General features: G+C 36.1%; 20 protein-coding genes and 1 riboswitch. All 20 genes read left to right on the forward strand.

Annotated features, from left to right (window positions below; all coding sequences use genetic code 11):
- On the forward strand, positions 1-822 hold an 822-nt coding region (locus G600_RS15830), incomplete at its 5' end, for a hypothetical protein (RefSeq protein WP_027431562.1).
- A gap of 749 nt (positions 823-1571) precedes the next feature.
- Positions 1572-1669: riboswitch (THF riboswitch) on the forward strand.
- A 57-nt stretch (positions 1670-1726) separates the two neighbouring features.
- Positions 1727-3025 carry a bifunctional folylpolyglutamate synthase/dihydrofolate synthase gene (locus tag G600_RS0108485; RefSeq protein WP_051195437.1) on the forward strand — a complete coding sequence of 433 codons (1299 nt, stop codon included), beginning with the start codon at positions 1727-1729 and terminating at the stop codon, positions 3023-3025.
- A gap of 42 nt (positions 3026-3067) precedes the next feature.
- Positions 3068-3619: a GTP cyclohydrolase I FolE gene (gene folE, locus G600_RS0108490; protein ID WP_027431564.1), complete on the forward strand. Its 552-nt coding sequence runs from the start codon at positions 3068-3070 to the stop codon at positions 3617-3619.
- Position 3620: 1 nt separating this feature from the next.
- Positions 3621-4103 (forward strand): HD domain-containing protein, encoded by a 483-nt coding sequence (locus tag G600_RS0108495; RefSeq protein WP_027431565.1) that lies wholly within the window; start codon positions 3621-3623, stop codon positions 4101-4103.
- 13 nt (positions 4104-4116) lie between these two features.
- Complete coding sequence (gene folP, locus G600_RS0108500; protein WP_027431566.1) at positions 4117-4926, forward strand: dihydropteroate synthase; 810 nt, start codon at positions 4117-4119, stop codon at positions 4924-4926.
- Between the two features lies 1 nt (position 4927).
- Positions 4928-5785 carry a 2-amino-4-hydroxy-6-hydroxymethyldihydropteridine diphosphokinase gene (gene folK, locus G600_RS0108505; protein WP_027431567.1) on the forward strand — a complete coding sequence of 286 codons (858 nt, stop codon included), beginning with the start codon at positions 4928-4930 and terminating at the stop codon, positions 5783-5785.
- Between the two features lie 23 nt (positions 5786-5808).
- Positions 5809-7728, forward strand: a complete 1920-nt coding sequence (locus tag G600_RS0108510) for an OPT family oligopeptide transporter (protein WP_027431568.1) — start codon at positions 5809-5811, stop codon at positions 7726-7728.
- A 166-nt stretch (positions 7729-7894) separates the two neighbouring features.
- Positions 7895-8251 carry a PqqD family protein gene (locus G600_RS0108515; protein WP_027431569.1) on the forward strand — a complete coding sequence of 119 codons (357 nt, stop codon included), beginning with the start codon at positions 7895-7897 and terminating at the stop codon, positions 8249-8251.
- A gap of 32 nt (positions 8252-8283) precedes the next feature.
- On the forward strand, positions 8284-9660 hold the full coding sequence (locus G600_RS14130) for a glycoside hydrolase family 28 protein (RefSeq protein ID WP_051195438.1): 1377 nt from the start codon (positions 8284-8286) through the stop codon (positions 9658-9660).
- Positions 9661-9741: 81 nt separating this feature from the next.
- Positions 9742-10497 (forward strand): response regulator, encoded by a 756-nt coding sequence (locus G600_RS0108525; protein WP_027431570.1) that lies wholly within the window; start codon positions 9742-9744, stop codon positions 10495-10497.
- A gap of 6 nt (positions 10498-10503) precedes the next feature.
- Complete coding sequence (locus tag G600_RS14135) at positions 10504-12495, forward strand: sensor histidine kinase (RefSeq protein WP_051195439.1); 1992 nt, start codon at positions 10504-10506, stop codon at positions 12493-12495.
- A gap of 255 nt (positions 12496-12750) precedes the next feature.
- Complete coding sequence (locus G600_RS15065; protein ID WP_242826369.1) at positions 12751-14466, forward strand: DUF975 family protein; 1716 nt, start codon at positions 12751-12753, stop codon at positions 14464-14466.
- Between the two features lie 378 nt (positions 14467-14844).
- A complete protein-coding gene (locus G600_RS0108540) occupies positions 14845-15726 on the forward strand; it encodes a YitT family protein (RefSeq protein ID WP_027431572.1) in 882 nt (293 codons plus the stop codon).
- A 357-nt stretch (positions 15727-16083) separates the two neighbouring features.
- A complete protein-coding gene (locus tag G600_RS0108545; RefSeq protein ID WP_027431573.1) occupies positions 16084-17637 on the forward strand; it encodes an ABC-F family ATP-binding cassette domain-containing protein in 1554 nt (517 codons plus the stop codon).
- Positions 17638-17822: 185 nt separating this feature from the next.
- A complete protein-coding gene (locus tag G600_RS14145; RefSeq protein WP_051195440.1) occupies positions 17823-18785 on the forward strand; it encodes an alpha/beta hydrolase in 963 nt (320 codons plus the stop codon).
- A gap of 188 nt (positions 18786-18973) precedes the next feature.
- Positions 18974-19906, forward strand: a complete 933-nt coding sequence (locus G600_RS0108560) for a zinc dependent phospholipase C family protein (RefSeq protein ID WP_027431574.1) — start codon at positions 18974-18976, stop codon at positions 19904-19906.
- Positions 19899-21512: a bifunctional diguanylate cyclase/phosphodiesterase gene (locus G600_RS0108565; protein ID WP_027431575.1), complete on the forward strand. Its 1614-nt coding sequence runs from the start codon at positions 19899-19901 to the stop codon at positions 21510-21512. The genes G600_RS0108560 and G600_RS0108565 overlap by 8 nt, the downstream gene beginning before the upstream one ends.
- A 93-nt stretch (positions 21513-21605) precedes the next feature.
- Positions 21606-22301: an MIP/aquaporin family protein gene (locus G600_RS0108570; protein ID WP_027431576.1), complete on the forward strand. Its 696-nt coding sequence runs from the start codon at positions 21606-21608 to the stop codon at positions 22299-22301.
- A gap of 263 nt (positions 22302-22564) precedes the next feature.
- The gene (locus G600_RS0108575) at positions 22565-23008 is read left to right on the forward strand and encodes an Hsp20/alpha crystallin family protein (protein WP_027431577.1); all 444 of its coding nucleotides are present in this window, start codon (positions 22565-22567) and stop codon (positions 23006-23008) included.
- Positions 23009-23498: 490 nt separating this feature from the next.
- Complete coding sequence (gene acpP / locus G600_RS0108580; RefSeq protein ID WP_027431578.1) at positions 23499-23735, forward strand: acyl carrier protein; 237 nt, start codon at positions 23499-23501, stop codon at positions 23733-23735.
- Positions 23736-23784 lie beyond the last annotated feature (49 nt).

The raw sequence follows: 23784 nt of genomic DNA on the forward strand, positions 1-23784 counted from the left end.
GTTGCAGAAGAGCCAGTAGCCGAGATGCCAGTAGAAGAAATGATGGCAGAATCAGTTGCAGAAGAATCTACAGCAGAAATGCCGGTTGAAGAGATGGTAGCAGAGGCATTAGTTGAAGAGTCAGTAGCCGAAGCTCCTGTTGAAGAAACTGCTGCCAACGGAAATCCTGTTAAGTCACTAGTTGCTGAGATGCTTGAACTCACAGAACAAGCTGAAAAAGCAACAATGGATAAGATTGAAGGTACAAAGTCAGTATTAGATAACATTTTAGATATTGAATCTGATGACATAGAAATCGTTGATCCTAATGTTGATATTCTTGCAGAACTTGAAAATTCTAACTTTGAGTTAGCTGATGCAACTCCTCAAGTTGTGGAATTTGTAGATGATGGCGAGGGCGCACAGAATGTAAGCAAAGTAATAGAAGAGCCAGCAGCTACAGAAGTAACTGAAACAGTAGCTGAAGAAACTCCTACAGAAATGCCGGTCATGGAAACACCTTCATTACCAGAAGATGAGTTGCCAGAAATTGAGGTAGATGTCGATGGAATGGTGGATATGATGACACAAGAAGCCAAGCCTGATATTGATATTAGTATCGACATGAGTGCTATGGATGAAGCCAATAAAGATAGACCAGTTTTTACAGATTATGAGAGCTATCTGGATGGTTTTGAAACACGACCAAGTTATGATGATTATGAAATCACAATAGATCAGGCTTATGCTGAAAAAGCAGTTCATCACAAGTTCATTCAGATAGATGAAAACTGGATTGCTTCTATTCAGCTTGAAGCAGGAATTCTAGTGGAATTAGATTAGAAACCTATTGTGTTGAAAATTGAATAATTGAGTAAAAGTGCCTAGAAAGAAGAATAAGAAGCTTTTTAGGCACTCTTTTTTATAGAAAACACAGGCATTACTTGAAATTCTTGAATAAAAATTTCACTAAAATTTCCGATTGTTGCGATTATAGCCACAAGATGTTAGTGAAGAAGGAAGTTGATTTCTGAAATCTTGTGCTTTTATTTTTGATATCCGGTGTTTACAGCCAAAATCAATAGCTAGAAATTTTTTTGAGAGCTTCACAGTGAGAGAAATTTGTGCTTGTTTTTCATGGTTTCTTTTAGGAAAGTCAAAAAGCCCGAAAAGTAGCCTTATAATTTCTTGGTATAAGCCGGAAGAGCAGTGGCTAAAAGAAGGAAAGCAAAAGCCAAAAGGCACAAGAGCAAGTCCCTACCGCCGTAAATCTTCCGTGAGAGGGAAAGAAATCAAAATTTAAAGAAGAGAGGCCGGAAGAGCAGTGGCTAAAAGAAGGGAAGCAAAAGCCAAAAGGCACAAGAGCAAGTTCCTACCGCCGTAAATTTCCCGTGAGAGGGAAAGAAATCAAAATATGAAATCAAAATATGAAATCAATAAAACTCAAAGCTAATCAGCAATAGTCACAATTATTAAATGATAAAGAACAATCATAAAATCTTCTTGCTTTTTTATATGAAAATGGTTACTATATGTTCGTATATATCAGTACTAAAAAGCCTGTATTTTAAGACGATTTAGTACTAACAATATGCAGAGTAGATTTTGAAGCGTTAAGTGCTATGTGAACAGGGAGTTGTCACTTAGACGAAAAGAGTATCTTGCGGTTTCAAAGTCGCATCCCGCTGCTACATACCGAGAGTTTTACCTCCCTATGTAGTTGAGGAATTACATAAGGAGGTTTTTTATGCCAATGAATTACGAGGAAGCTATTGCGTATCTTAAGGAGACTAATAGCTATGGCATGGTGCTTGGGCTTGAGAGAATTACTAATTTATTACACTATGTTGGAAACCCTCATAAGAAGTTGAAGTTTGTTCACGTTGCAGGAACGAATGGCAAAGGCTCTACGGTAGCATTCTTATCTAGCATTCTTAAGGCGTCATCCTTAAGAGTGGGAGTCTATTCATCCCCTGCGTTACTTGATTACAATGAAATTATAAAAGTGAACAATGAAAGTATTTCAAAAGCTGATTTAGCACAGCTAACAACAGTTTTAAAAGCTGCTTGCGATCAAATGGTAAAAGATGGTTTAGGCCATCCAACAGAATTTGAAATTACTACAGCTATGAGTTTTCTATACTTCTTATCTCAGGATTGCGATATATGTATCTTAGAGGTAGGCCTTGGCGGATTACTTGATTCTACTAATGTTATTGAAAGCTGCGAACTTGCTATTCTCACATCTATTAGTTTCGACCACGTTAGAGTTTTAGGCAACACATTAACAGAAATTGCATTACATAAATGCGGAATCATTAAGGAAGGTATCGACGTCTTAACCTGTGATCAGGAAGACGAGGTAATGGATGTTATTGAAGAAAGTGCTAGGAATAAGAAGGCAAGACTTCATAACTCAGAATTACCAGTAGGAATGAAGGCTGATTGTATAAGTCTTGATGGACAGACTTTTACTATGAATGGAATTGGCACTTTAAAAATCAATTTAGCAGGAGATTATCAAATCTATAATGCAGCATTAGCCGTGACTGCTGCCCACATTTTAAAGAATAAGGGCTATAAGTCGATTACAGCAGAAACTGTAAGGCAAGGTTTAATTGAGTGCAGATGGCCATGTAGATTTGAATGCATAAATAAAGAACCTATTGTCATTGTTGATGGTGGACATAATGCAAAGGGAATTGATGTTTTAGTCTCAAGTCTCTATAAACATTTTAAAGACAAGAAATTGATCTTTATTATGGGTGTTATGGCAGACAAGGATTATCAGTATATGATAAATAAGATTTCAAAATTGGCCAAAGAAATAATATGTGTAACAGCACCAAATAAGAGAGCGCTATCTGCTAGTGATTTAAGCAAGTTTATTAGTGAAAATTACGGCATAAAGACGGAAGTTGCAGAAAGCCTAAAAGAGGCTGCAAGCTTAAGTCTTAAGAAGGCAGAGAAAAACGATGTTATAGTAGCATTTGGTTCTCTTTATTATGTTGGTTTAATAAAAGAAGAATTTTTAGGTATTTTTTAATATCTAGAAAATGTATTTTTTAAGGAAGGTTAGGTGTGAGAAATGTTTGATGATGAGAAAATAAAGGAAGGCGTAAGACTTATACTTGAAGGAATTGGTGAAGATGTTAATCGCGAAGGCTTACTTGAAACTCCCGACAGAGTAGCTAAAATGTACCATGAACTTGCTGCGGGGTATAGTGATGACGCTAAGGAGCATTTATCAAAGAGATTCCATGTAGATAATTCAGATATCGTAATGGAGAAGGATATTTATTTCTATTCTTTATGTGAACATCATATGTTACCTTTCTATGGAAAAGCAGCTATTGCTTATATTCCTAACGGAGAGGTAGTTGGATTAAGTAAAATTGCTAGAACAGTTGAAGTTTATGCAAGACGTTTACAGATTCAGGAACAATTAACAAATCAGATTGCTGATGCATTTATGAAGGAATTAAACTGCAAGGGCGTTATGGTTCATATTGAAGCTGAGCATATGTGTATGACAATGCGTGGCATTAAGAAGCCAGGCTCAAAGACAGTTACAGTTGTAAAGCGTGGGGCATTTGAGGACGAAAAGTTAGAAAATACATTTTACAGAATGTTAGGTTAATATGGAGAGAGTGAATAGAATTTTGGCAAATGAGACATTTAAAGAGAATATGTTACATTTGCAAAGGCTTGAAAAAGATAGACAATACTGTAGGCATGGCATTGACCACTTGTTAGATGTGGCAAGGCTTGCCTACATTGAGGACTTAGAAAAAGGGCTGGCAATAGAGAAGGAGATAATCTATGGAACAGCCCTTCTTCACGATTTGGGAAGAGTTTTAGAATATACTAAGCAAATCCCACATAATGAGGCTAGTGTGCAGTTAGCAAAGGAAATATTGCCTGAATGCGGTTTTAATAATGAGGAAGTTAAGCGCATTTGCGGGGCAATTGCTGCGCATAGAGACGAAAAGGGTATGTTAGATGATGGACTTGCGGGGCTTCTTTATAGGGCAGATAAGAAATCTAGAACCTGTTTTGATTGTCTTGCCACAAAGACTTGTAAATGGAGCGAGGAGAAGAAGAATCATCTAATAGTTGACTAGATTAGGAGGCAACATGTTAATAGGAAATAAGGAATTTGATTTTGAAAATGAAGCTTACATCATGGGAATTTTAAACGTGACACCGGATTCTTTTAGCGATGGCGGTAAGTGGAATACTTTAGAAAATGCAGTAGCCCACGCAAAGGATATGATTGAGGAAGGTGCTGCAATCATTGATGTAGGTGGTGAATCCACAAGACCTGGATACACAGTTATTAGTAATGAAGAGGAAATAAACCGAGTAGTTCCTGTGATTAAGGCTATTAAGGAAAAGTTTGACGTAGCAGTTTCCATTGATAGCTATAAGTCAGAAGTAGTTGAGGCTGCAATTAAGGCAGGAGCTGATTTGGTTAATGATATATGGGGCCTTAAAAAGGATCCTAAGATGGCAGCAGTTGTGGCTAAGTATAATAAGCCGGTTTGCCTTATGCATAACAGAGAAGAAGCTAAATATGATAATTTCTTTGAAGACTATCTAAACGATATGAAGCAGTCTATTGATATCGCTCTAAAGGCAGGTATAAGTAAGGAAAATATTATGCTTGACCCGGGAGTTGGCTTTGCAAAGTCCCTTGAGCAAAACCTTGAGGTAACTAATAAGTTAGAGGCTTTAAAGGAACTAGGCTATCCTGTTTTACTTGCTACATCAAGAAAATCAATGATTGGCCTAACTCTTAACTTAGATAAGGATCAAAGACTTGAGGGTACAATAGCTACAACAGTAATTGGTGCTATGAAGGGAGCTAGAATTTTTAGAGTCCATGATGTTAAGGATAATAAAAGAGCTCTCGATATGACAATGGCAATAGAAAGGTGCAAATAATATGGATTTAAACAGTCTAGACAAGATAAATATAGAAGGTTTAGAAGTATTTGCAAAACATGGAGTCTTTAAGGAAGAGCAGTTCCTTGGACAAAAGTTTGTGGTAAATGCCACTCTTTACACAAATACTAGAAAAGCCGGCCTTAGTGATGATTTAACAGCATCCATAGACTATGGCATGATAAGTAAGAAGATAGTAGAGTTTATGCAGGAGAACACATTTGAGTTAATTGAAACTGTGGCTGAAAAACTTGCTCAAAAGCTTCTTATGGAAACTGAACGCTTAGAAGGAATTACATTAGAGATTCAAAAACCTTGGGCACCAGTTTTACTTCCATTAAAAAATGTGTCAGTTAAAATTACAAGAAGTTGGCATGAGGCCTACATTGCGTTAGGTTCTAATATGGGTGACAAGAAAAAATATCTTGACGAGGCTATTAATTCGTTAGATAATCTAGATTATGTACGTGTGGAAAATGTATCAGATTTCATAGAAACGTTACCATACGGTGGCGTTAGTCAAGACGATTTTCTAAACGGATGTGCAGCAATAAAGACTTTATATACACCGATGGAGTTATTAGATTGTCTACATCGACTTGAAAACGAGGCAGGAAGAGAAAGAAAAATACACTGGGGTCCAAGAACCCTTGATTTAGATATAATTTTTTATGACGACTTAGTTATGAGTACTAAGGAACTAATTATACCGCATGTGCAAATGCATTTAAGAGATTTTGTTTTGGTTCCGTTGGCTCAGATTGCACCTTGGGTACGACATCCAATTTTTGGTACAACCGTTGCAGAGCTTCTTGAGGCAAATAAAAAAGATTATATCAAAGACAAACAATTTATTTAAATCGAAGATTGGAGACTTTTATTATGGCAGATAATAAGGAATTTAAGCCGTATATCGCGGCTGACCAGGTTATGCCAGAAGTAACACCAACATCAATTATTTTAGGTATTTTATTAGCTGTTGTTTTTGGTGCAGCTAATGCATATTTAGGACTTAGAGTAGGTATGACTGTTTCAGCATCAATCCCAGCTGCAGTTATTTCTATGGGTGTTATTAGAATGATCCTTAAAAAGGATTCTATTCTTGAGAATAACTTGGTTCAAACAATTGGTTCCGCTGGTGAATCAGTTGCTGCAGGTGCTATTTTTACATTACCTGCAATCTTTATGTGGATCGAAGAAGGATATGATGTAACACTTTCAGTAGTTGCTATCGCTGTTGTTTCAATTAGTGGTGGTTTACTTGGCGTTTTATTTATGATTCCTCTTCGTAAGGCATTAATCGTTAAGGAACATGGTAGTTTACCTTACCCAGAGGGAACTGCTTGTGCCGAAGTATTAATCGCAGGAGAAAAGGGCGGTAACGCTGCAACTACAGTATTTGCAGGTTTAGGTATCGCTTCAGTATTTAAGTTTTTAACTGATGGATTAAAGCTATTCCCAAGCGAAATCTCATACAGTTTTAAGAGCTATAAGGGTTCTGGTATTGGCGCAGATACTCTTCCGGCATTACTTGGTGTTGGTTACATTTGCGGCGCTCAGATCTCAGCTTATATGTTAGCCGGTGGTGTACTTGCTTGGCTTGTAATTATGCCACTTATCGTAGCATTTGGTGCAGACGCTACAATTTTCCCAGCAGAAGTTGCTATCTCTCAGATGTCAGTTGATGAAATCTGGAGTTCATACGTTAGATATATTGGTGCAGGTGCCGTAGCTGCAGGTGGTATCATTTCCCTTGTTAAGTCACTTCCACTAATTATCAGAACATTTAGTGAGAATATTAAGTCACTCAAGAATTCAGACAACACAGTATCAACACTTAGAACAGATAAGGACTTAAGCATCAAGACAATCCTTTTAATCGCTCTTATTTGCTTAGTTGTATTAGTTGCTGTTCCTTCAGTACATATTAATGTTTTCACAGCTATCCTTATTGTGGTATTTGGTTTCTTCTTTGCTACTGTTTCATCAAGAATGGTAGGTTTAGTTGGTAGCTCAAATAACCCAGTTTCAGGTATGGCTATTGCTACACTAATCATTACAACTGTTATTTTAAAGGCTACAGGTAACGACGGTGGCCTTGGTATGACAACAGCTATTATGATTGGTACTGTAATTTGTATCATTGCAGCTATTGCAGGTGATACATCACAGGATTTAAAGACAGGTTATATTATTGGTTCAACACCTAGAAATCAGCAGATCGGTGAAGTTATTGGTGTAATCGCTGCAGGTCTTGCAATGACAGGTGTTATGGTTTTACTTAATAACGCATGGGGCTTTGGTACAAATCAGCTCCCAGCTCCACAGGCTACTTTAATGAAGCTTGTAGTTGAAGGCGTTATGGGTGGCGACTTACCATGGAATCTTGTATTTATCGGTGTATTTATTGCAGTTGTAATTGAATTATTAAGTATTCCAGTACTTCCAGTTGCTATCGGTTTATACTTACCAATTTACCTTTCAGTACCTATTATGATTGGTGGTCTTATTAGATACTGGTTTGATCATAAGAAGTATAAAGATGATAGCGATAAGGAAAGTGTTACAACAGCGGGTATCCTCTTCTCTTCAGGCTTAATAGCTGGTGAAGGTTTAATTGGTATTTTACTTGCTGTGTTTGCTGTAATTTCAGTAGGTGGCGGAAAGTCTTTTGCTGATGTAATTGATTTAACAGCTCATGGCATTGACCTTGGTGCTATCGGAAGTATTGTATTCTTTGCTATTTTAATTCTTTGCTTACTCAAGTTCTCAATTTGGGATAAGAAAAACTATAAGAAGTAATCGGTAAAGATACTAAGTTTATAATACTTAATTTTCCCTCTCTATCTAAGGATAGAGGGGGATTTTTTTACCTTGACGGTTCATTATTTATTATGTCACAATAGATAAAGTGACTAGTAAAACAATCGATGCTTTTACAAATAAAAGAAAGTGGTGAAATTTTAAGATGGCTAAGAAAAAAGCTAAGGATAAAAAGAAAAATTATCTAGACAATATCCCTTATATTCCAGAGGATAGACAGTGGGAAGTTAAGGGTAAGATTGTCTATGTAACACAGATAAATTCAGGCTTCTACAATAAGATTGCCCAGAAACTTTTTAAGACTCCAAAGACAAGTCAGATTAAGCTAGAGGGACTTGGAAGTTTTATATGGCAACAGATTGACGGGAAGAGAAGCATTTACGATATAGGAATTCTTGTGGCAGATAAGTATGCAGATAAGGCAGAGCCTTTATATGAAAGATTGTCACAGTATATGAAGACACTTGAGAATCTAAGCTTTATTAAGTTTAAGGAAAATTAAAAATAAAAGGAAATTAAAGAGGTAGGGAATTTATGAAGATGGAATTTAAGGTAGAATTACCAGTATTTAAGGAAAAAGAAGTCAACTTATTAGACTATAAGCCAGTTGCCAATAAGGCAGACTTAGAAACAAGTAAGCACAATGCTTTAGTTATTAATAAGGCAATTAAGGATTTATCAGAAAATGGCGGTGGAAAGCTTGTGATCCCAGCGGGTTTATGGATTACAGGACCTATAAATCTTCTTAGTGGAGTAGAGTTACATATAGAAAGAAATGCAATTTTAAAGTTTTCTAAAAATCCAGAGGAGTATCCTCTAATCGTAACTAATTATGAAGGTCAGGACTGTATCCGTGCAGTATCTCCAATTACAGCAATTAATGCAACAAACATCGCTATTACAGGTGATGGAGTAATTGATGGTAGCGGTGATGAATGGAGACCTATTAAGGAATTTAAGCTTACTGCTAGAGCATGGCAGGAGAATTTAAAGAAAAGCGACTGCGTTCTTGATACTAAGGAGGGCGGTGTTTGGTTTCCTACAAAGACTGCATTTGACGGAAACACACACAATATCCAGCTAGCTTTTGAAGGAAAGGAAGATGCCGAAGTTTTAAAGCTTGCAACTCCTTACTATGATTTTTATAGACCAGTATTAATAAGCCTTAAGCACTGCGATAAGGTCTTACTTCAGGGTGTAACTTTTAAGAATTCACCTGCTTGGAATATTCATCCATATTTCTGTACAAACCTTACAGTAGATAGTATTAACGTAAACAACGCTTATCATGCACAAAATGGCGATGGTATCGATATTGAATCTTGCAAGAATGTGGAAGTTAAGAATTCTAGATTTGAAACAGGCGATGATGCCATTTGCTTAAAGTCAGGAAAGAATGCTATTGCTAGAACAATCACTGGCCCTTCAGAGAATATCTACATCCATGATTGTCTTGTAAACGAAGGTCATGGCGGCTTTGTAATTGGTTCAGAGATGAGCCGTGGCATTAAGAATGTTTGGGTTGATAACTGTACATTCCTTGGCACAGACGTAGGTGTTAGAATGAAGAGTGCCCTTGGTCGTGGTGGCGTAGTTGAGAATATTAATATTGAAAATGTAAATATGGTGGGAATTAAAAACGAAGGCGTAATTATGACTATGTCTTATGTTTTAAATTCTCTTAACAGAAACGAGACTATTGCTAAGGAAAATGAGGAAGACATCCCATTCTTTAAGAATATCAATATCAACAATGTAAACTGCGTTGGTGCTAAGCATTCAGTAAAGATCGAGCCATTAGAAGGCCGCATGGATACAATCTCAAATGTAAATATTACAAATTCTAGATTTGAAGATTGTGGCGAAGCTCTAATTAAAGGTGAGAACATAAATATAGCAAAATTATTATAAAATTTTGCAATATCTAGTTACATTTGCTATAATATAATTAATATTTTAACTGTGAACAATTGAAGATTAATGGAGAAATGTATGCATGAAAAAATAGTCTTTATAGGTAATGATAAGGGCTTTGTTTATGGTTCTATAAAGAAGGGACTTGAAGAGCAGGGCTTTAATATTATCTCAGTGAATTCAGATATTGCTTATATTATGGGAAAAGAGTCAGAATCTAAGATTTGGCTCTTGTATATTGAGAACGAAGTAACGGATTATGTAAAGATTTTCGAATATATAAAAAAGGCAGTAATATCAAATGATGTTATGCTTTATTTGATTGCCTCAGATAGTGAAATTAGGGACGTCCACAGATATATTCCAGAGCATTTAATTAAGCATGCCTTTGAAAAACCGGTGGATATGTCTAGTATGTACAAATATTTTTCGCTGATGGTTTTAAAGCAGGAGGAGGTCGAGCAAGAGAAATCAATTCTCATTGTGGATGATGATCCTTCTTCTTTGCGAGCCCTAAGCGACTTCCTATCGGTAAAATACAAGGTTTACATGGCTAATTCTGCCATGAATGCCATTATGTTTCTAACTAAGAAAAAGGTGGATTTAATTATTCTAGATGTGAGTATGCCAGTAGTAGATGGCACTCAAGTTTTCCAGATGCTACAAGACGAGCCCTCAACAAGAGACATTCCAATTATGTTTTTAACTGGAAATTCAGAAAAAGACGTGGTTATGAATGTCCTAAGTTTGCACCCAGTAAAGTATCTATTAAAATCCATGGAGCCAGACAAGTTAATTCTTAGCATCGACGATTTTTTAGATAGCAGAAAGTAGGTGCTTATGGGGATTGGATTTATAGTTTTGTCGTTAATTCTAATCTGCGAGACATTTTTATTAATCAGAATAATTGTACAAAATAGACATACAAAAGAGAAGCTAAAAAGGGAGGAAGATATTATAAAGGAAAAGGCACTAAATGAGGCAAAGTCTAGTTTTCTAACTCACATGTCTCATGAAATTAGAACGCCTATAAACGCTATTCTTGGCATGAATGAAATGATAATTAGGGAGAGCAAGGATAAGACAATTATATCCCACGCTAAAAATATCGAGGATTCTTCAAAGGCGCTACTTGGCCTAGTGGATGAAATTCTTGATTATAGCAGGCTTGAATCAGGAGATTTAAAGATAAATCCAATCCAATATCGCTTTGATAATTTAATAAATGAGGTGCTCTCCTTGACCTATGAGAAGGCCAAGGCTAAGGGCCTGTGCTTTGATATTCACATAAACCCTGAGATTCCCCTTAGAATGTACGGGGATGTGGTAAGAATCAAGGAGTGCCTACTTAACCTACTTACTAATTCTATAAAGTACACAAAGGAAGGCAGCATCAGCTTTCGCATAGATTTTAAGAAGTTGGATTCTGAAAATGTAGAGCTATATGTAATTATTTCAGATTCCGGAGTGGGCATCAAAAAGGAAGACTTATATAAGCTAAACAATGCTTTTACGCGTCTTGATGAAATCAATAATAGCAGCATTGAGGGTATGGGGCTTGGCCTTAGTCTTACTAGTAGATTACTTGAGATGATGGGTTCAAAGCTTGAGATAGAGTCGGTTTACGGTCTTGGAACTACCTTTGCCTTTAGCTTAAAGCAACTAATTGTTGGCTGGCTTGAGTGCGGGGATGTGGTTAAAAACTATGAGGATTCCCTTTGTAAAATAAATAAGTATAAGAAGGCTTTTAGGGCTAGTAAGGCTAACATATTAGTGGTGGATGATGTGGAGGTTAATGCAAATGTAGTAAAGGGACTACTTTCACGAAGCCATGTAAAGCTTGATATTGCCCTTAGTGGAGAAGAGGCGCTTGAAAAAGCAAAATTAAAAAAATACGACATTATATTTCTAGATCACAGAATGCCAAAGATGGATGGAGAGGAAACTCTTAAAAAACTAAGAGAGGATAAGGAGTACTTATCTTTTAATTCACCTGTCATTGTTTTGACGGCTAATGTATTTAACGGAGTGCGTGACATTTACATAGAAAAAGGCTTTACGGATTATTTAGCAAAGCCGGTTTTTTACGAGGAATTAGAGAGGCTACTTATAAAGTATCTGCCAGAAGATAAGATTGATAATAACGATTTAGCTGACTCTAGCCTAGAATCTGCTGTTGCTAATGATGCTAAATCAGGTTCGGATCTTTTTGCTACATGGGATTTTTATAGTTTTGAAAATGATAGCGATAGCCAGATTTTAAGCCTCTTTGGAGATATTAGTTATATCGATTATGAGCAGGCTCTTAGAAACTGCATGACAAGAAATACACTTATAAATAGCATAATTACTATAAATTCCACACTTCTTAACAATTTAGAAAAATTAGAGAGTTATTATAAGGCAGAGGATTATGCAAATTTAGAGATTCTAGTTCATGGCCTAAAGAGCTCTCTAAAACTTATTGGAGCCCTTGAAATCTCAGGACAGGCGGCACATATAGAGGATTTGTGCAAGTCCCAAAATTACAAAAATCTTGATATGGAATATGACGCCTTATGTGTTTTACTTACGAGATTAAAGGCAGATTTAGAAAATGTATTAAGCCCTTTAAAGGATGACAATAAAAAGGAGCTTATATCAAAAGAACAGCTCTCTGAAGCCTATTTGGCCATTAAGGAATATGCAGAAATTGGAGATTTTAGAAATGTGGATCAGATTATGAAACATTTACTTGATTATGAAATTCCAGGAAACGAGAGGGAAAAGTTTGAAAAGGTTAAGGAATATAGCCTTAATGTGGATGCAAAAGGCCTACTAGAAATTTTATAATGTATGTCCTATATTTACATAATTAGTTTTAAATGTTAGGTTATATATATCTAGAAAGTGGAAACTTTACAGATACAACACTAGAAAGCTTAAAGGAATATGCATATGAGTAGAAAAGAATTAAAAAAATCGGCTAGAAAAGTTTTAAGAAAACATTATTTTATTTTGATATTTGCTTGTTTAATGGCCTCTTTTTTAGGAGTAGATTTTTCAAGCTCCTTTATTAACAGTTCAAAGGTTTCCCCTAGGAGATTGGTGGATGAAGTTACACAGGTGGTCCAGGTTTCAACGGTTATGGAGCCGGACAAATTTATAGATATCATAAATGAGGAAATTGAATACAGTAAGGAGGCTAGTTCTGGTACAAGTTTTGCAAGAAATAAGGGTTTTCTTGCTCAGTTAATTAACGGAACAAGTGATGGTCTGCTTTTTTATAGAGTATTACAGTCCATTAATTCCTTTGTAAGTTCAGAAAAAATAGCCATAAGAATCTTTGTGGTTATTTTTATGATACTGTATTTTTTAATATGGTTTTTGGTTACAAATCCTTTTTCTGTGAGCTTCAGACGAGTCTTTCTAGAAGCTAGAACCTATAAGAAGGTGGATTATCAAAAGTTAGTGTATCTTTTTTATAACAAATGTTTGTTAAACGTAGCTATTTCGCAGGCTTTAAGGGCCCTATATCTATTTTTATGGACCTTTACTATTGTGGGCCTTCCAATTAGTTATTATAGATACAAGATGCTTTCCTACATTTTGGCTGAAAATCCAGCAATTAAGCCAAGACAGGCACTTAAGCTTTCAAGAGATATGATGCGAGGCCACAAGTGGGAAGCTTTTAAACTAGATATGTCTTTTATTTTGTGGTATGTGCTTTCGTCTTTTACTTTAGGAGCCCTAGGCCTTCTTTTTGTAAATGCCTATAAGATTGCAACAGTTAGCGAATATTATGTGTATTTGCGAGGCCTAGCTTATGAGAGGGGTCTTGAAAATGTATCGCTATTAAATGACATTTACCTATATGAGATTGCTGATGCGGCCTTGATTAATGAAAAATATAACGACTTGGTGCTAGAGTACAACAAGGGCATAGATGGTGAGGATTACGACTTAGATGCGGACCTTTGGCTTGCTAGCGCCATTGATAATTTAAGAAAGCAAAGGGGTGAGTCCTTTGATGAAAACGATTATAAGGAAAGTACGGGAATCTTTAAGTGGTTTGAGGATAATCTAGGCCTTAGCTTTAGAAACTCAAGATATAACCGCCTAAAGCAGAGTCTAAGCCTTACTTTTGCTGCGGTTGATGACTATAACAAGATTAAAAATGGAGAAATCTACCCAGAGAGATTATCAAGCCTTCCATATAAGGAAAGACGAATGAAGGCAGATTACATTCGCATGTATTCTATGTTTTCAATTGTATCTATCTTCTTTATTGGCTGCTTTGTTGGCTGGACCTGGGAGGGAATGTTACATTTGATTCAAAAAGGAAGCTTTGTAAATAGAGGCGCACTAAACGGTCCGTGGATTCCAATTTATGGAGTTGGAGCTGTAGTTTCCATTACATTAGGTTACAGATTTAGGGCTAAACCATTAAGAGAGTTTATCTTTATTGTAATCATAAGCGGAATAATCGAGTATACAACCTCATATTTGATGGAACTTGCCACAGGACTTAGATGGTGGTCATATAATGGTTACTATTTAAATCTAAACGGAAGAATCTGTCTTGAGGGCTTAATTATATTTGGAATTGGGGGATGTGCCGTTGTTTACTGGCTTATACCATATATAGAAGGACATCTAAAAAAGATGGATTCTAGAATTCTGTCAATAATTTTGATTGCCTTGGTATTTTTATTCATTATTGATGTATTTTATTCATCTATGCATCCAAATACAGGGGCAGGAATAACCCATAAAGTTATCGCTTTAATGCGCCAAAATGCGTACTTTTTTGCAATAAAGTGATAGCAAAATAGAGTGAATATTTTAATAAAAATATTCTTTTTAAAAATTTAATATGCTTGACGATTTATGACAACAAATGCCTTAAAATGTGCATTTATGGAACCGTTCTCACAGCGTGAATATTATGTATAAATATGCATAAATACTGCATAGTATGAATAAAAAAACATTAGTGACAAAATATTGCACGGGTGTTATAATAGCTTAGGCGAAGGGAAGAGCGCTTATTTTTTTTGTCCTTTTTCCCGAGCTTGTTAAGAAAGCGTGATAACTTTTTTGGCAGGATTGCAGAAACGCTCCCCAAAAAATAATCGTTGAGTATTGGCTCACGCGGTAGTTGTAGTTTTAACTATTTTTTATTTTTGTGGAGGGGCATATATGCAGAAACTAGAAAAAAGAATCGGTAGTACACTTGTGGATATCCTATTTGATATTCTGGGCGGCTTTTTATACGCGGTTGGTTATTACACATTTGCAAAGATGGGTGATTTCACACCAGGCGGTGTATCAGGTGTCGCTTTAATCTTTAATTATTTGTATTCGGTTCCAGTTGGTATCTTTACTTTGATATTTAATATACCGCTGGTGATTCTAAGTTATAAGGTTGTTGGTAAGAAGTTCTTATTTAAGACGGCTAAGACACTTATTTTTTGTACTATCTTCCTTGATGTCATTGCCCCAATGACACCTCTTTATACAGGAAGCAGAATAACAGCTTCGTTATTCTCAGGAGTTTGCCTTGGTGCATCAATGGCACTCTTTTATATGAGAGGTTCAAGTTCAGGAGGAATGGATTTCCTCATTATGACAGTCAAGGTAAAGAAGCCATATTTTAGTTTTGGCTTCGTAACAATAGTTACTGACTTCATTGTCATTGCAGCAGGTGGTCTCATCTATAAGGACATTGATTCAGTACTTTACGGTTTGATATCAGCATTTACTTGTTCCATCGTAATGGACAAGATCCTTTACGGTATGGGAGCAGGTAAGTTGATAATAATAATTACTGTTCGTAGTAAAGAGCTAACGGACATGATAGGTTCCATGACAGATCGTGGATCTACCATCATCAAAGCCATAGGTAGTTATACCGGTGATGATAGAGACGTTGTGTTGTGTGCATGTTCAAAGAATCAGACTTATGCGGTTACTGATTTGGCTCATAAAGCAGATCCTCATGCCTTCATAATGATCACTGAGACCAGTGAGGTTTTTGGTGAGGGATTTATTGAAGGTAAACGTAATATGAGCAGTAATTAATAAATCATTTTCCTTCCTCATAACGGTAGAGGGGAAGAAGAATCCCGTTTTTTTAAGCTAATAGTTTCTTAGTAAGGAGATTAAGAAACTTTTTCCTAAGCTTACAAGACACATTTACTACATATCGGAGAATGGAAACATTCCCACGTTAGGGTGTTGCACCCTAACAGGAATGCACGAAGGACTTTTGTCCCTCGTGCATTTTTATTTTATTAAGGATATAAATGAGTTAAAAACTGGGTCAAAACTGGGTCAAAATTCGGCTATTAATTTTTATTTTTATCACTAAATTAAGATTGAGACAAATTTTCTAATATGATATAATTTTACGGCTACGCTAATTAAAAAGGAGTATTTATGAGTATTTTAACAGTAGAGCATTTATCCCATGGATTTGGTGATAGAGCAATTTTTGAAGATGTATCTTTTAAATTGAATAAGGGAGAACATGTTGGCTATGTTGGTAATAATGGTGCCGGTAAGTCAACATTTATGAATATAATTACAGGTAAGCTCATGCCTGATGAAGGTAAGATTGAATGGGCTAAGAATGTGAAGGTTGGTTATCTTGACCAGCATGCAGTCCTTGAGAAGGGCATGACTATTGAGGCAGTTTTAAAGATGGCTTTTGATGATCTTTTTGAACTTGAGAATCATATGAATGACATCTGCGCTAAGATGGGTGATGCTAGTGAAGAAGAAATGGAACAGTACATGGAAGAGCTTGGTACTATTCAGGATGTCTTAACTAACAGAGATTTTTACTTAATTGATTCTAAGGTAGAAGAAGTTGCAAGAGCTCTAGGCCTTTTAGAGCTTGGACTTGATAAGGACGTTACAGAGCTTTCTGGTGGTCAAAGAACTAAGGTTTTACTTGGTAAGTTACTTCTTGCAAAGCCTGATATTCTACTTCTTGATGAGCCTACAAACTACCTAGATCAGGAACACATTGCTTGGCTTACAAGATACTTAGAGGAATATGAGAATGCATTTATTCTTATTTCCCATGATATTCCATTCCTTAATAAGGTTGTAAATCTTATTTATCATGTGGATGGCAGACAGCTTAACAGATATGTGGGCGATTACGACAAGTTTATGGAAGTTTACGAGATGAAGAAGTCTCAGCTTGAGGCTGCATATAATAAGCAGCAGCAGGAAATTGCTGACCTTAAGGATTTCGTTGCTAGGAATAAGGCTAGAGTTTCTACAAGAAATATGGCTATGTCGCGCCAGAAAAAGCTTGATAACATGGATATTATTGAGCTTGAAAAGGAAGCTCCTAAGCCAGAATTTAACTTCAAGGTGGCACGTACACCTTCTAGATACATTTTCCAAACTCATGACCTTGTAATTGGATATGATGAGCCCCTTTCAAAGCCTATTAATATTGAGATGGAACGCGGTCATATCGCTACAATTCGAGGCGTAAACGGAATTGGTAAGACAACACTTTTAAAGAGCATTTTAGGCCAGATTAAGCCTATTTCAGGTAGTGTTGAGCTTGGAGATTATTTAGAGATTGGATACTTTGAGCAGGAGACAAGACCGGATATTGAAACAACTTGTATTGAAGAGATTTGGGAGGAGTTCCCAGGTTTTACTCAGTACGAGGTGCGTTCAGCCCTTGCTAAGTGTGGACTTACAACTAAGCACATCGAAAGTAAGGTAAGAGTTTTATCCGGTGGTGAGCAGGCTAAGGTTAGACTTTGTAAGATTATTAATAGAGAGTCTAATTTACTTGTACTTGATGAGCCTACAAACCATTTAGACCAGGACGCTAAGAATGAGTTAAAGCGTGCTCTTAAGGAATATAAGGGTTCAGTGCTTATGGTTTGTCATGAGCCAGAATTCTATGAGGGTCTTGCAACTCAGGTAATTGACCTTGAAAAGTATACAACAAGATTATAGGATTATATTTAAAATTTTATAGATGGAGAAAAGCCACGTTTTTCTAGTCCTTTTAAGGGATTAGAGGGCGTGGCTTTATTTGTAGGAGCTTATACAGGTGGACTTTTTCAGATATATTTGTTATATTATTAGTAGTATTCTAATCGTGAGGACATAACAAAATAAACGTAAGGTGGAGGCTTAAAATGAAGACTTATAAACAAGTTTTAATTGGAGCTTCTGCTTCTGTAGCTTTAGGATTATATGGAGCCACTAGGTATTTTTTTAATGCAGCTTTTGAGAGAAAGACGCTAGAAAAGTTCCCTAGACTAGGAAAGGGCTCTCCTTGGGAAGAGGAAATAGAAGAGGGGAGAATTTGGTTAAAATGCCACGCAGTACCAGTGGGCACCATTAACAGCTTTGATGGCTTAAAATTGTCTGGCTACTATGTGGAAGCACCAAATGCAAAGAGAACTATTGTAATGTGTCATGGATGGAGAGGAAGCTGGGAACGTGATTTAGCAGGTATTTCTAAGTGGTTTTATAAAAATGGCTGCAACATGCTTCTAATAGATCAAAGAGCACACGGATTTAGTCAAGGCAAATACACAACTTATGGACTTTTTGAAAGACTTGATTGTGTTAGCTGGTGTAACTGGTTAAATAAAATGTATAGGCCCGAGAAGATATTCTTGTATGGCGTGTCAATGGGGGCAAGTACTGTACTTATGGCATCAGGAACCGATGGATTACCATTTAATGTAGCAGGGATTATTGCTGATTGTGGCTTTAGTTCGCCATATGACATTATTGCTTATACAGGCTGGAATATAGCCCATGTACCGGAACATCCATTTATGGATGTCTTAAATCTAATGGTGCGTAGAAGAATAGGTGTGGGATTAAAATCATTTAGTGTGGCAGACGCTATGAAAAATAATACAACACCATTACTATTAATCCATGGAAAAGAAGATGAATTTGTCCCCTTTGGCATGTCAATAGAAAACTACAACGAAAGTAATCAGGACACTTCGTTGCTACTAATTGACGGTGCAAATCATTGTCTTAGTTACTATGTGGATAGAAAAAATTATACTAAGACACTAAAAGAATTTATTATCAAGGCAGAAAAGGATTTCAAAACTAGGGATCTTTATGGGACTTGAACGCAGTGTAAGCAATCCTCCGCTTCAAAAGCGTAAGCTTTAAGCGGGGGTATAAAGCTTACTAGTGTCAGAAGGGGTTAATGCCCCTTCTGACAGGTGGCACAAAGTGCCACTGCGTTCATGAGGAAGTAGCGAAGCGGATTCCGAATGTCCGCTTTACAAAAGTGGCAATATTAGGAGGTGACTAGATGCCAGCTTATTTTTCTCACTATACATGTGGGGTAAAAGCTTATGAGTCAATTCCAATATCATATTTGAAAAAATGTATATCAGACCACAGACATGCATACTGCTTTGGACTTGAGGGCCCGGATTTCGTTTTCTTTAATGTAACCTTTGGAAAGAGAAGTTTGGGTAGCATTATGCATGAGGAAAAATGCGGTCTTTTCCTTAGAAATTTATATAAAGAGTGCGTGAAATTAAAGGGAGAAAGTAGAAGAATAGCCCTTGCTTACTATGCTGGCTTTCTTGGCCACTACGCCCTTGATACAGTCGCTCATCCTCTCGTTTACAGTTTGTGTGAGGAGGATACAAAGATGAAATCTCTGGGAAAACATTTTCGATATGAAGCCGCAATGGATAATTATGTCGTAAGAGATTATTTAAAACGTGAAGTGACAGATGTAAAGATAATGCAGCTTACAAGGCTTTGGGGCATGGAAAAGAAAGTGGTTATGCGCGTCTTTAATAGGGCAGTAAGCAGGACCTACCATGCAAGAAAGATAAACCTACTTTCCGTCTATATGATGTATTTTTCCTATGCTTTTGTAAGGAATCACTTTAACGATAAGTTTAAGATTAAGGAGAATTTTTTTGAGGCTTTTGAAAATGTAATTTATAGACACAATTTTCATTCAGCCCTTTATGTAAATAACAACCTTTATGGTTACACAAAAGAAGACTACAAGCTCTTTAATGAAAAGATGGAGATGGGCATTAAAAGAGCCGCAGAGATACTTAGATGCTTTAATTATGCAACCCGTGGCGAATTGTACGGAGAAGAAGAAAAATGGAATAGGGAGTACGAATTTTTCAAAGAAATAGGGAACTTCTCTTATCATTCTGGCGAAAGGCTAGATGATGCATTTTACGAAGACGATGAGGTAGAAAATTATGGATAATTACAATAATAGATGTGCTATTATGGAAAACTTAATTCAATCATCTCTTGATGCAGTTCTTGTTTTTGATGAAAAAGGACGTCTTGATTTGACTAATGACAACGGCAAAGACTTATTAGAATTGCTTGATATTGATCCGGATAATTGCCATTTGACTAACATAAGTAGCAATAGGCACCTATCAGGCCTTGAGGATTTAAGCGAATCCTTTGTAAAGGCCATAAATTTAAAGGTAAATGATGAGGAAAGAAAATATAATTGCAATTACGGTAGGGTTTTTAAAGAGAAATCCTATGTGGGCTGCTTTTTGATTTTCAATGATTTCACCTGCCAAGAATTACTTTTTAGAAAGCAAAAATATATTGCTGAACACGATGAAATCACGGACTTCTACAATAAATCTGCCTTCTATAGATATACGGAGGAATTAATTGAGAATCATCCGGATATTAAATTTGATATTATTTATTCTGATATAAAGGACTTTAAATTAATTAATGAAAATTACGGACAAGATGTGGGTAATGAAGTTTTACTCTCAATTGCTGAGATTTTAAAGAACTTCCCACAAACTAATACGGTAATTGGTAGGCTAGAGGCAGATCACTTTGCACTTTGTATGCCAGATGACAGACTAGATGTGGACTTAATTAAGAAGCATTCCTGGATTCAGATAAAGAAGGATGATTATGACCTTGTGGTTCACAACGTCTTTGGAATTTATCAGATTAGTGATAAGGAAGAAATAGATGTGCCAACTATGTGCGAGCGAGCTAGAATGGCCCTTGAGCATGATGGACTTGAAAAGAAGGTTTGCTTTTATAACGAGGTTATGAAGGAAAACCTAATAAAGGAGCAGCACATTTTAAAGCACTTTGCCATGTATATTAGGGAGCGCAAGTTCCTAGTTTATATGCAGCCTCAATACGACTGCAAAACTGGCAATTTAGTGGGGGCTGAGGCTTTGGTTCGTTTAAAGAGGAAAAGTGGTATTTCGATTCCTTATGATTTTGTGCCAATCTTAGAAAAGAATGGCTATATAACTGAGATGGACTATTACGTTTGGGAAGAGGCTTGTAGATTTTTAAGAAAATGTATCGACAACAAGTCAGAAGTAGTGCCAATTGCAGTTAACGTTTCTTGCAAGGACTTTGATAAGATAAATGTTAACAATGCATTTTGCATATTAACAAAGAAATATAATATTCCTCATGACCTAATTAGACTTGAGATTACGGAAAGTGCTATTGCTTCAGACGAGAAGTTAATTAGAGTTGTAAAGGATCTAAGGCGAAACGGCTTCTTAGTGGAGATTGATGACTTTGGAAGTGGTTATTCATCTCTTAATATGCTGCAGAAAATCTCCATTGATGTGGTAAAGCTTGATATGAATTTTGTTAGGGAAGATTCAAATAAAGAAAGCGGCCTAATAATTTTAGAGGGTATAATTAAGCTTTTAAAATCCCTTAGAATGACGGTTATTGCAGAGGGGGTTGAGACCAAGGAACAGCTAAATCTCTTGACTCGCTTAGGCTGTGATGTAATTCAGGGATATTATTATTCAAGGCCTATTCCAATGGATGAATTTTACGATAGTTTAAAATAAATGTTTATTTCTAAAAATATAAATGATATACTTAACCTAGTGTTATCTAAAACTAAATAATTATTTCTAAAAAGATTATCGGGAGGGATAAGTATGAAAAAATTTATTGCCGAATTAATCGGTACATGTGTACTTGTGACACTAGGTTGTGGAACTGCTATGCTTGTTGGCTGTAACGCTGTAATGGGTGGAGGTTATATTTTAACAGCTCTTGCCTTTGGCCTTTCAATTGTAGCTATGGCTTACTCAATTGGTAACATTTCAGGTTGCCATGTAAACCCAGCAGTTTCTTTTGCTTTCTTAATTAAGGGAGATTTATCTATTAAGGATTTCTGCTCATACGTTTGTGCTCAGATTTTAGGTGCACTTGCAGGTGCAGGTATTCTTGCATTTATATTTAACACAGGTAAGCTTGTGGACATGACTGGGGGTTATGGAAGCAATGGCGTATCGGGTGTTGGCGACAACTATGCAACAGCTATAATCGTTGAAATTGTTCTTACATACATTTTTGTAATGGCAATTCTTGGCGTTACATCAAAGAAGGCTAAGCATGGTAATGTAGCTGGTCTTGTAATCGGTTTAACACTTACATTAGTTCATATCCTAGGCATCGGCCTTACAGGTACATCTGTAAACCCAGCTAGAAGCTTAGGCCCAGCTATTGTAGCAGCAATCGATGGTAACTCAGATCCTATTAAGTGTGTTTGGGTATTTATTGTGGCTCCACTTATTGGTGCAGCTCTTGCAGCCCTTTGCACAAAGCTCTTAGAGGGTAAGAACGAGTAATATAAAAGATAAATATAAGAAAAAAGAATAGTAATAGATAATACTAAACTAACAAAACAGAATTTACTATGCATTACAAATGCAGTAATAGCCTGCCTTTCGAGTGATTTCGAGGGCAGGCTTAATTTTTTCTTAATAAAGTTTATAAAATGTTTTGTTAGCACTCTATTGACGTGAGTGCTAACAGGTGTTATAACATAATTGTCAAGAGGATAAGAACAGAAGTTAAAAAATAGCTCTTGAAGATTAAGGAGGAATTGAGTATGTTAAATTCATTATTGGTTAGAAATGGTATGTTTGATGATTTATTTGAGGATTTCATGGATAAGACACCAGCTTTATTTTCTGGCTATGTAAGCCCTTGTCTTGGACATCTTAACACAGATGTAAAAGAGACAGAGACAAGCTATGATCTTGCAATCGATTTACCAGGATATGATAAAAATGACGTCAAGATTTCTCTAAACGATGGATACTTAAGCATTGAGGCATCTAGAGAATCAGATGATGAAAAGAAAGATAAGGATGGCAACTTCCTAAGAAGAGAAAGATATTCTGGACAGGTTTGCAGAAGCTACTATGTCGGAAATCAAATTAAGGATGACGATATTAAGGCATCCTTCAAGGATGGAGTCTTAAATGTAATTGTACCTAAGAAGCTTGAAACTAAGAAGGTTGAAGAGAAGAAGTACATTGCAATTGACTAATCAAATATAGATCAAAAATAAACATACAAGTTAATGTTACAAGGGTAATATTACAAAAAACTTACAATAGAAAATTTCTTGGCTAGCTGCCTTTAGGGGCAGCTAGTTTTATGATGAGAATCAACTACTAAATAATAAACCTGATTTAAACTTTTTTGAACGTAGTGTAAGCAATCCCCCGCTTCAAAAGCGTAAGCTTTAAGCGGGTTTATTTTTTTGCTTTTTTCTAATATTTTTAATTCATAAGGAAATTGTATAAAAAAATAAATAGATTGTATACAACTATTTGACTATCAAAATAAGTGCTGGAGCGAGATTGGAAACCCACGCTAAGAAGTGGTTTAAAAAACTAGGTTTTAAAGGGTTTATACGTATACTGTTTTGATATTCAAACTAGCTTGACAAAAAAATTTAATTGTTTTATAGTCATAACGTTTTCAGTTAAACAATTTGTAAACAAAAAAATCAAACAGTAAAGGGAGTAATTATTATGACAACATTTGAAAACGTAAAAGAAATTATTGTAGACACATTAAGCCTTGATGCAGACGAGATTAAGTTAGAAAGCGATTTAATCAATGACTTAGGTATTGATTCATTAGACGTTATGGAATTAGTAATGGCTATCGATGAGAAGTGCAACGTAACAATTCCAGACGAAGAAATTCCTAACTTAACAACTGTTGAAGCTATCGTAAATTATATCGATGCTAATAAGGCAGCCTAAGGCAATGTCGTAACCGCTTAAGCGGTTACGATGTAGCGTCAGCCCGATT

It is taken from the genome of Lachnospira multipara ATCC 19207, from assembly GCF_000424105.1.
Lineage (GTDB): Bacteria > Bacillota > Clostridia > Lachnospirales > Lachnospiraceae > Lachnospira > Lachnospira multipara.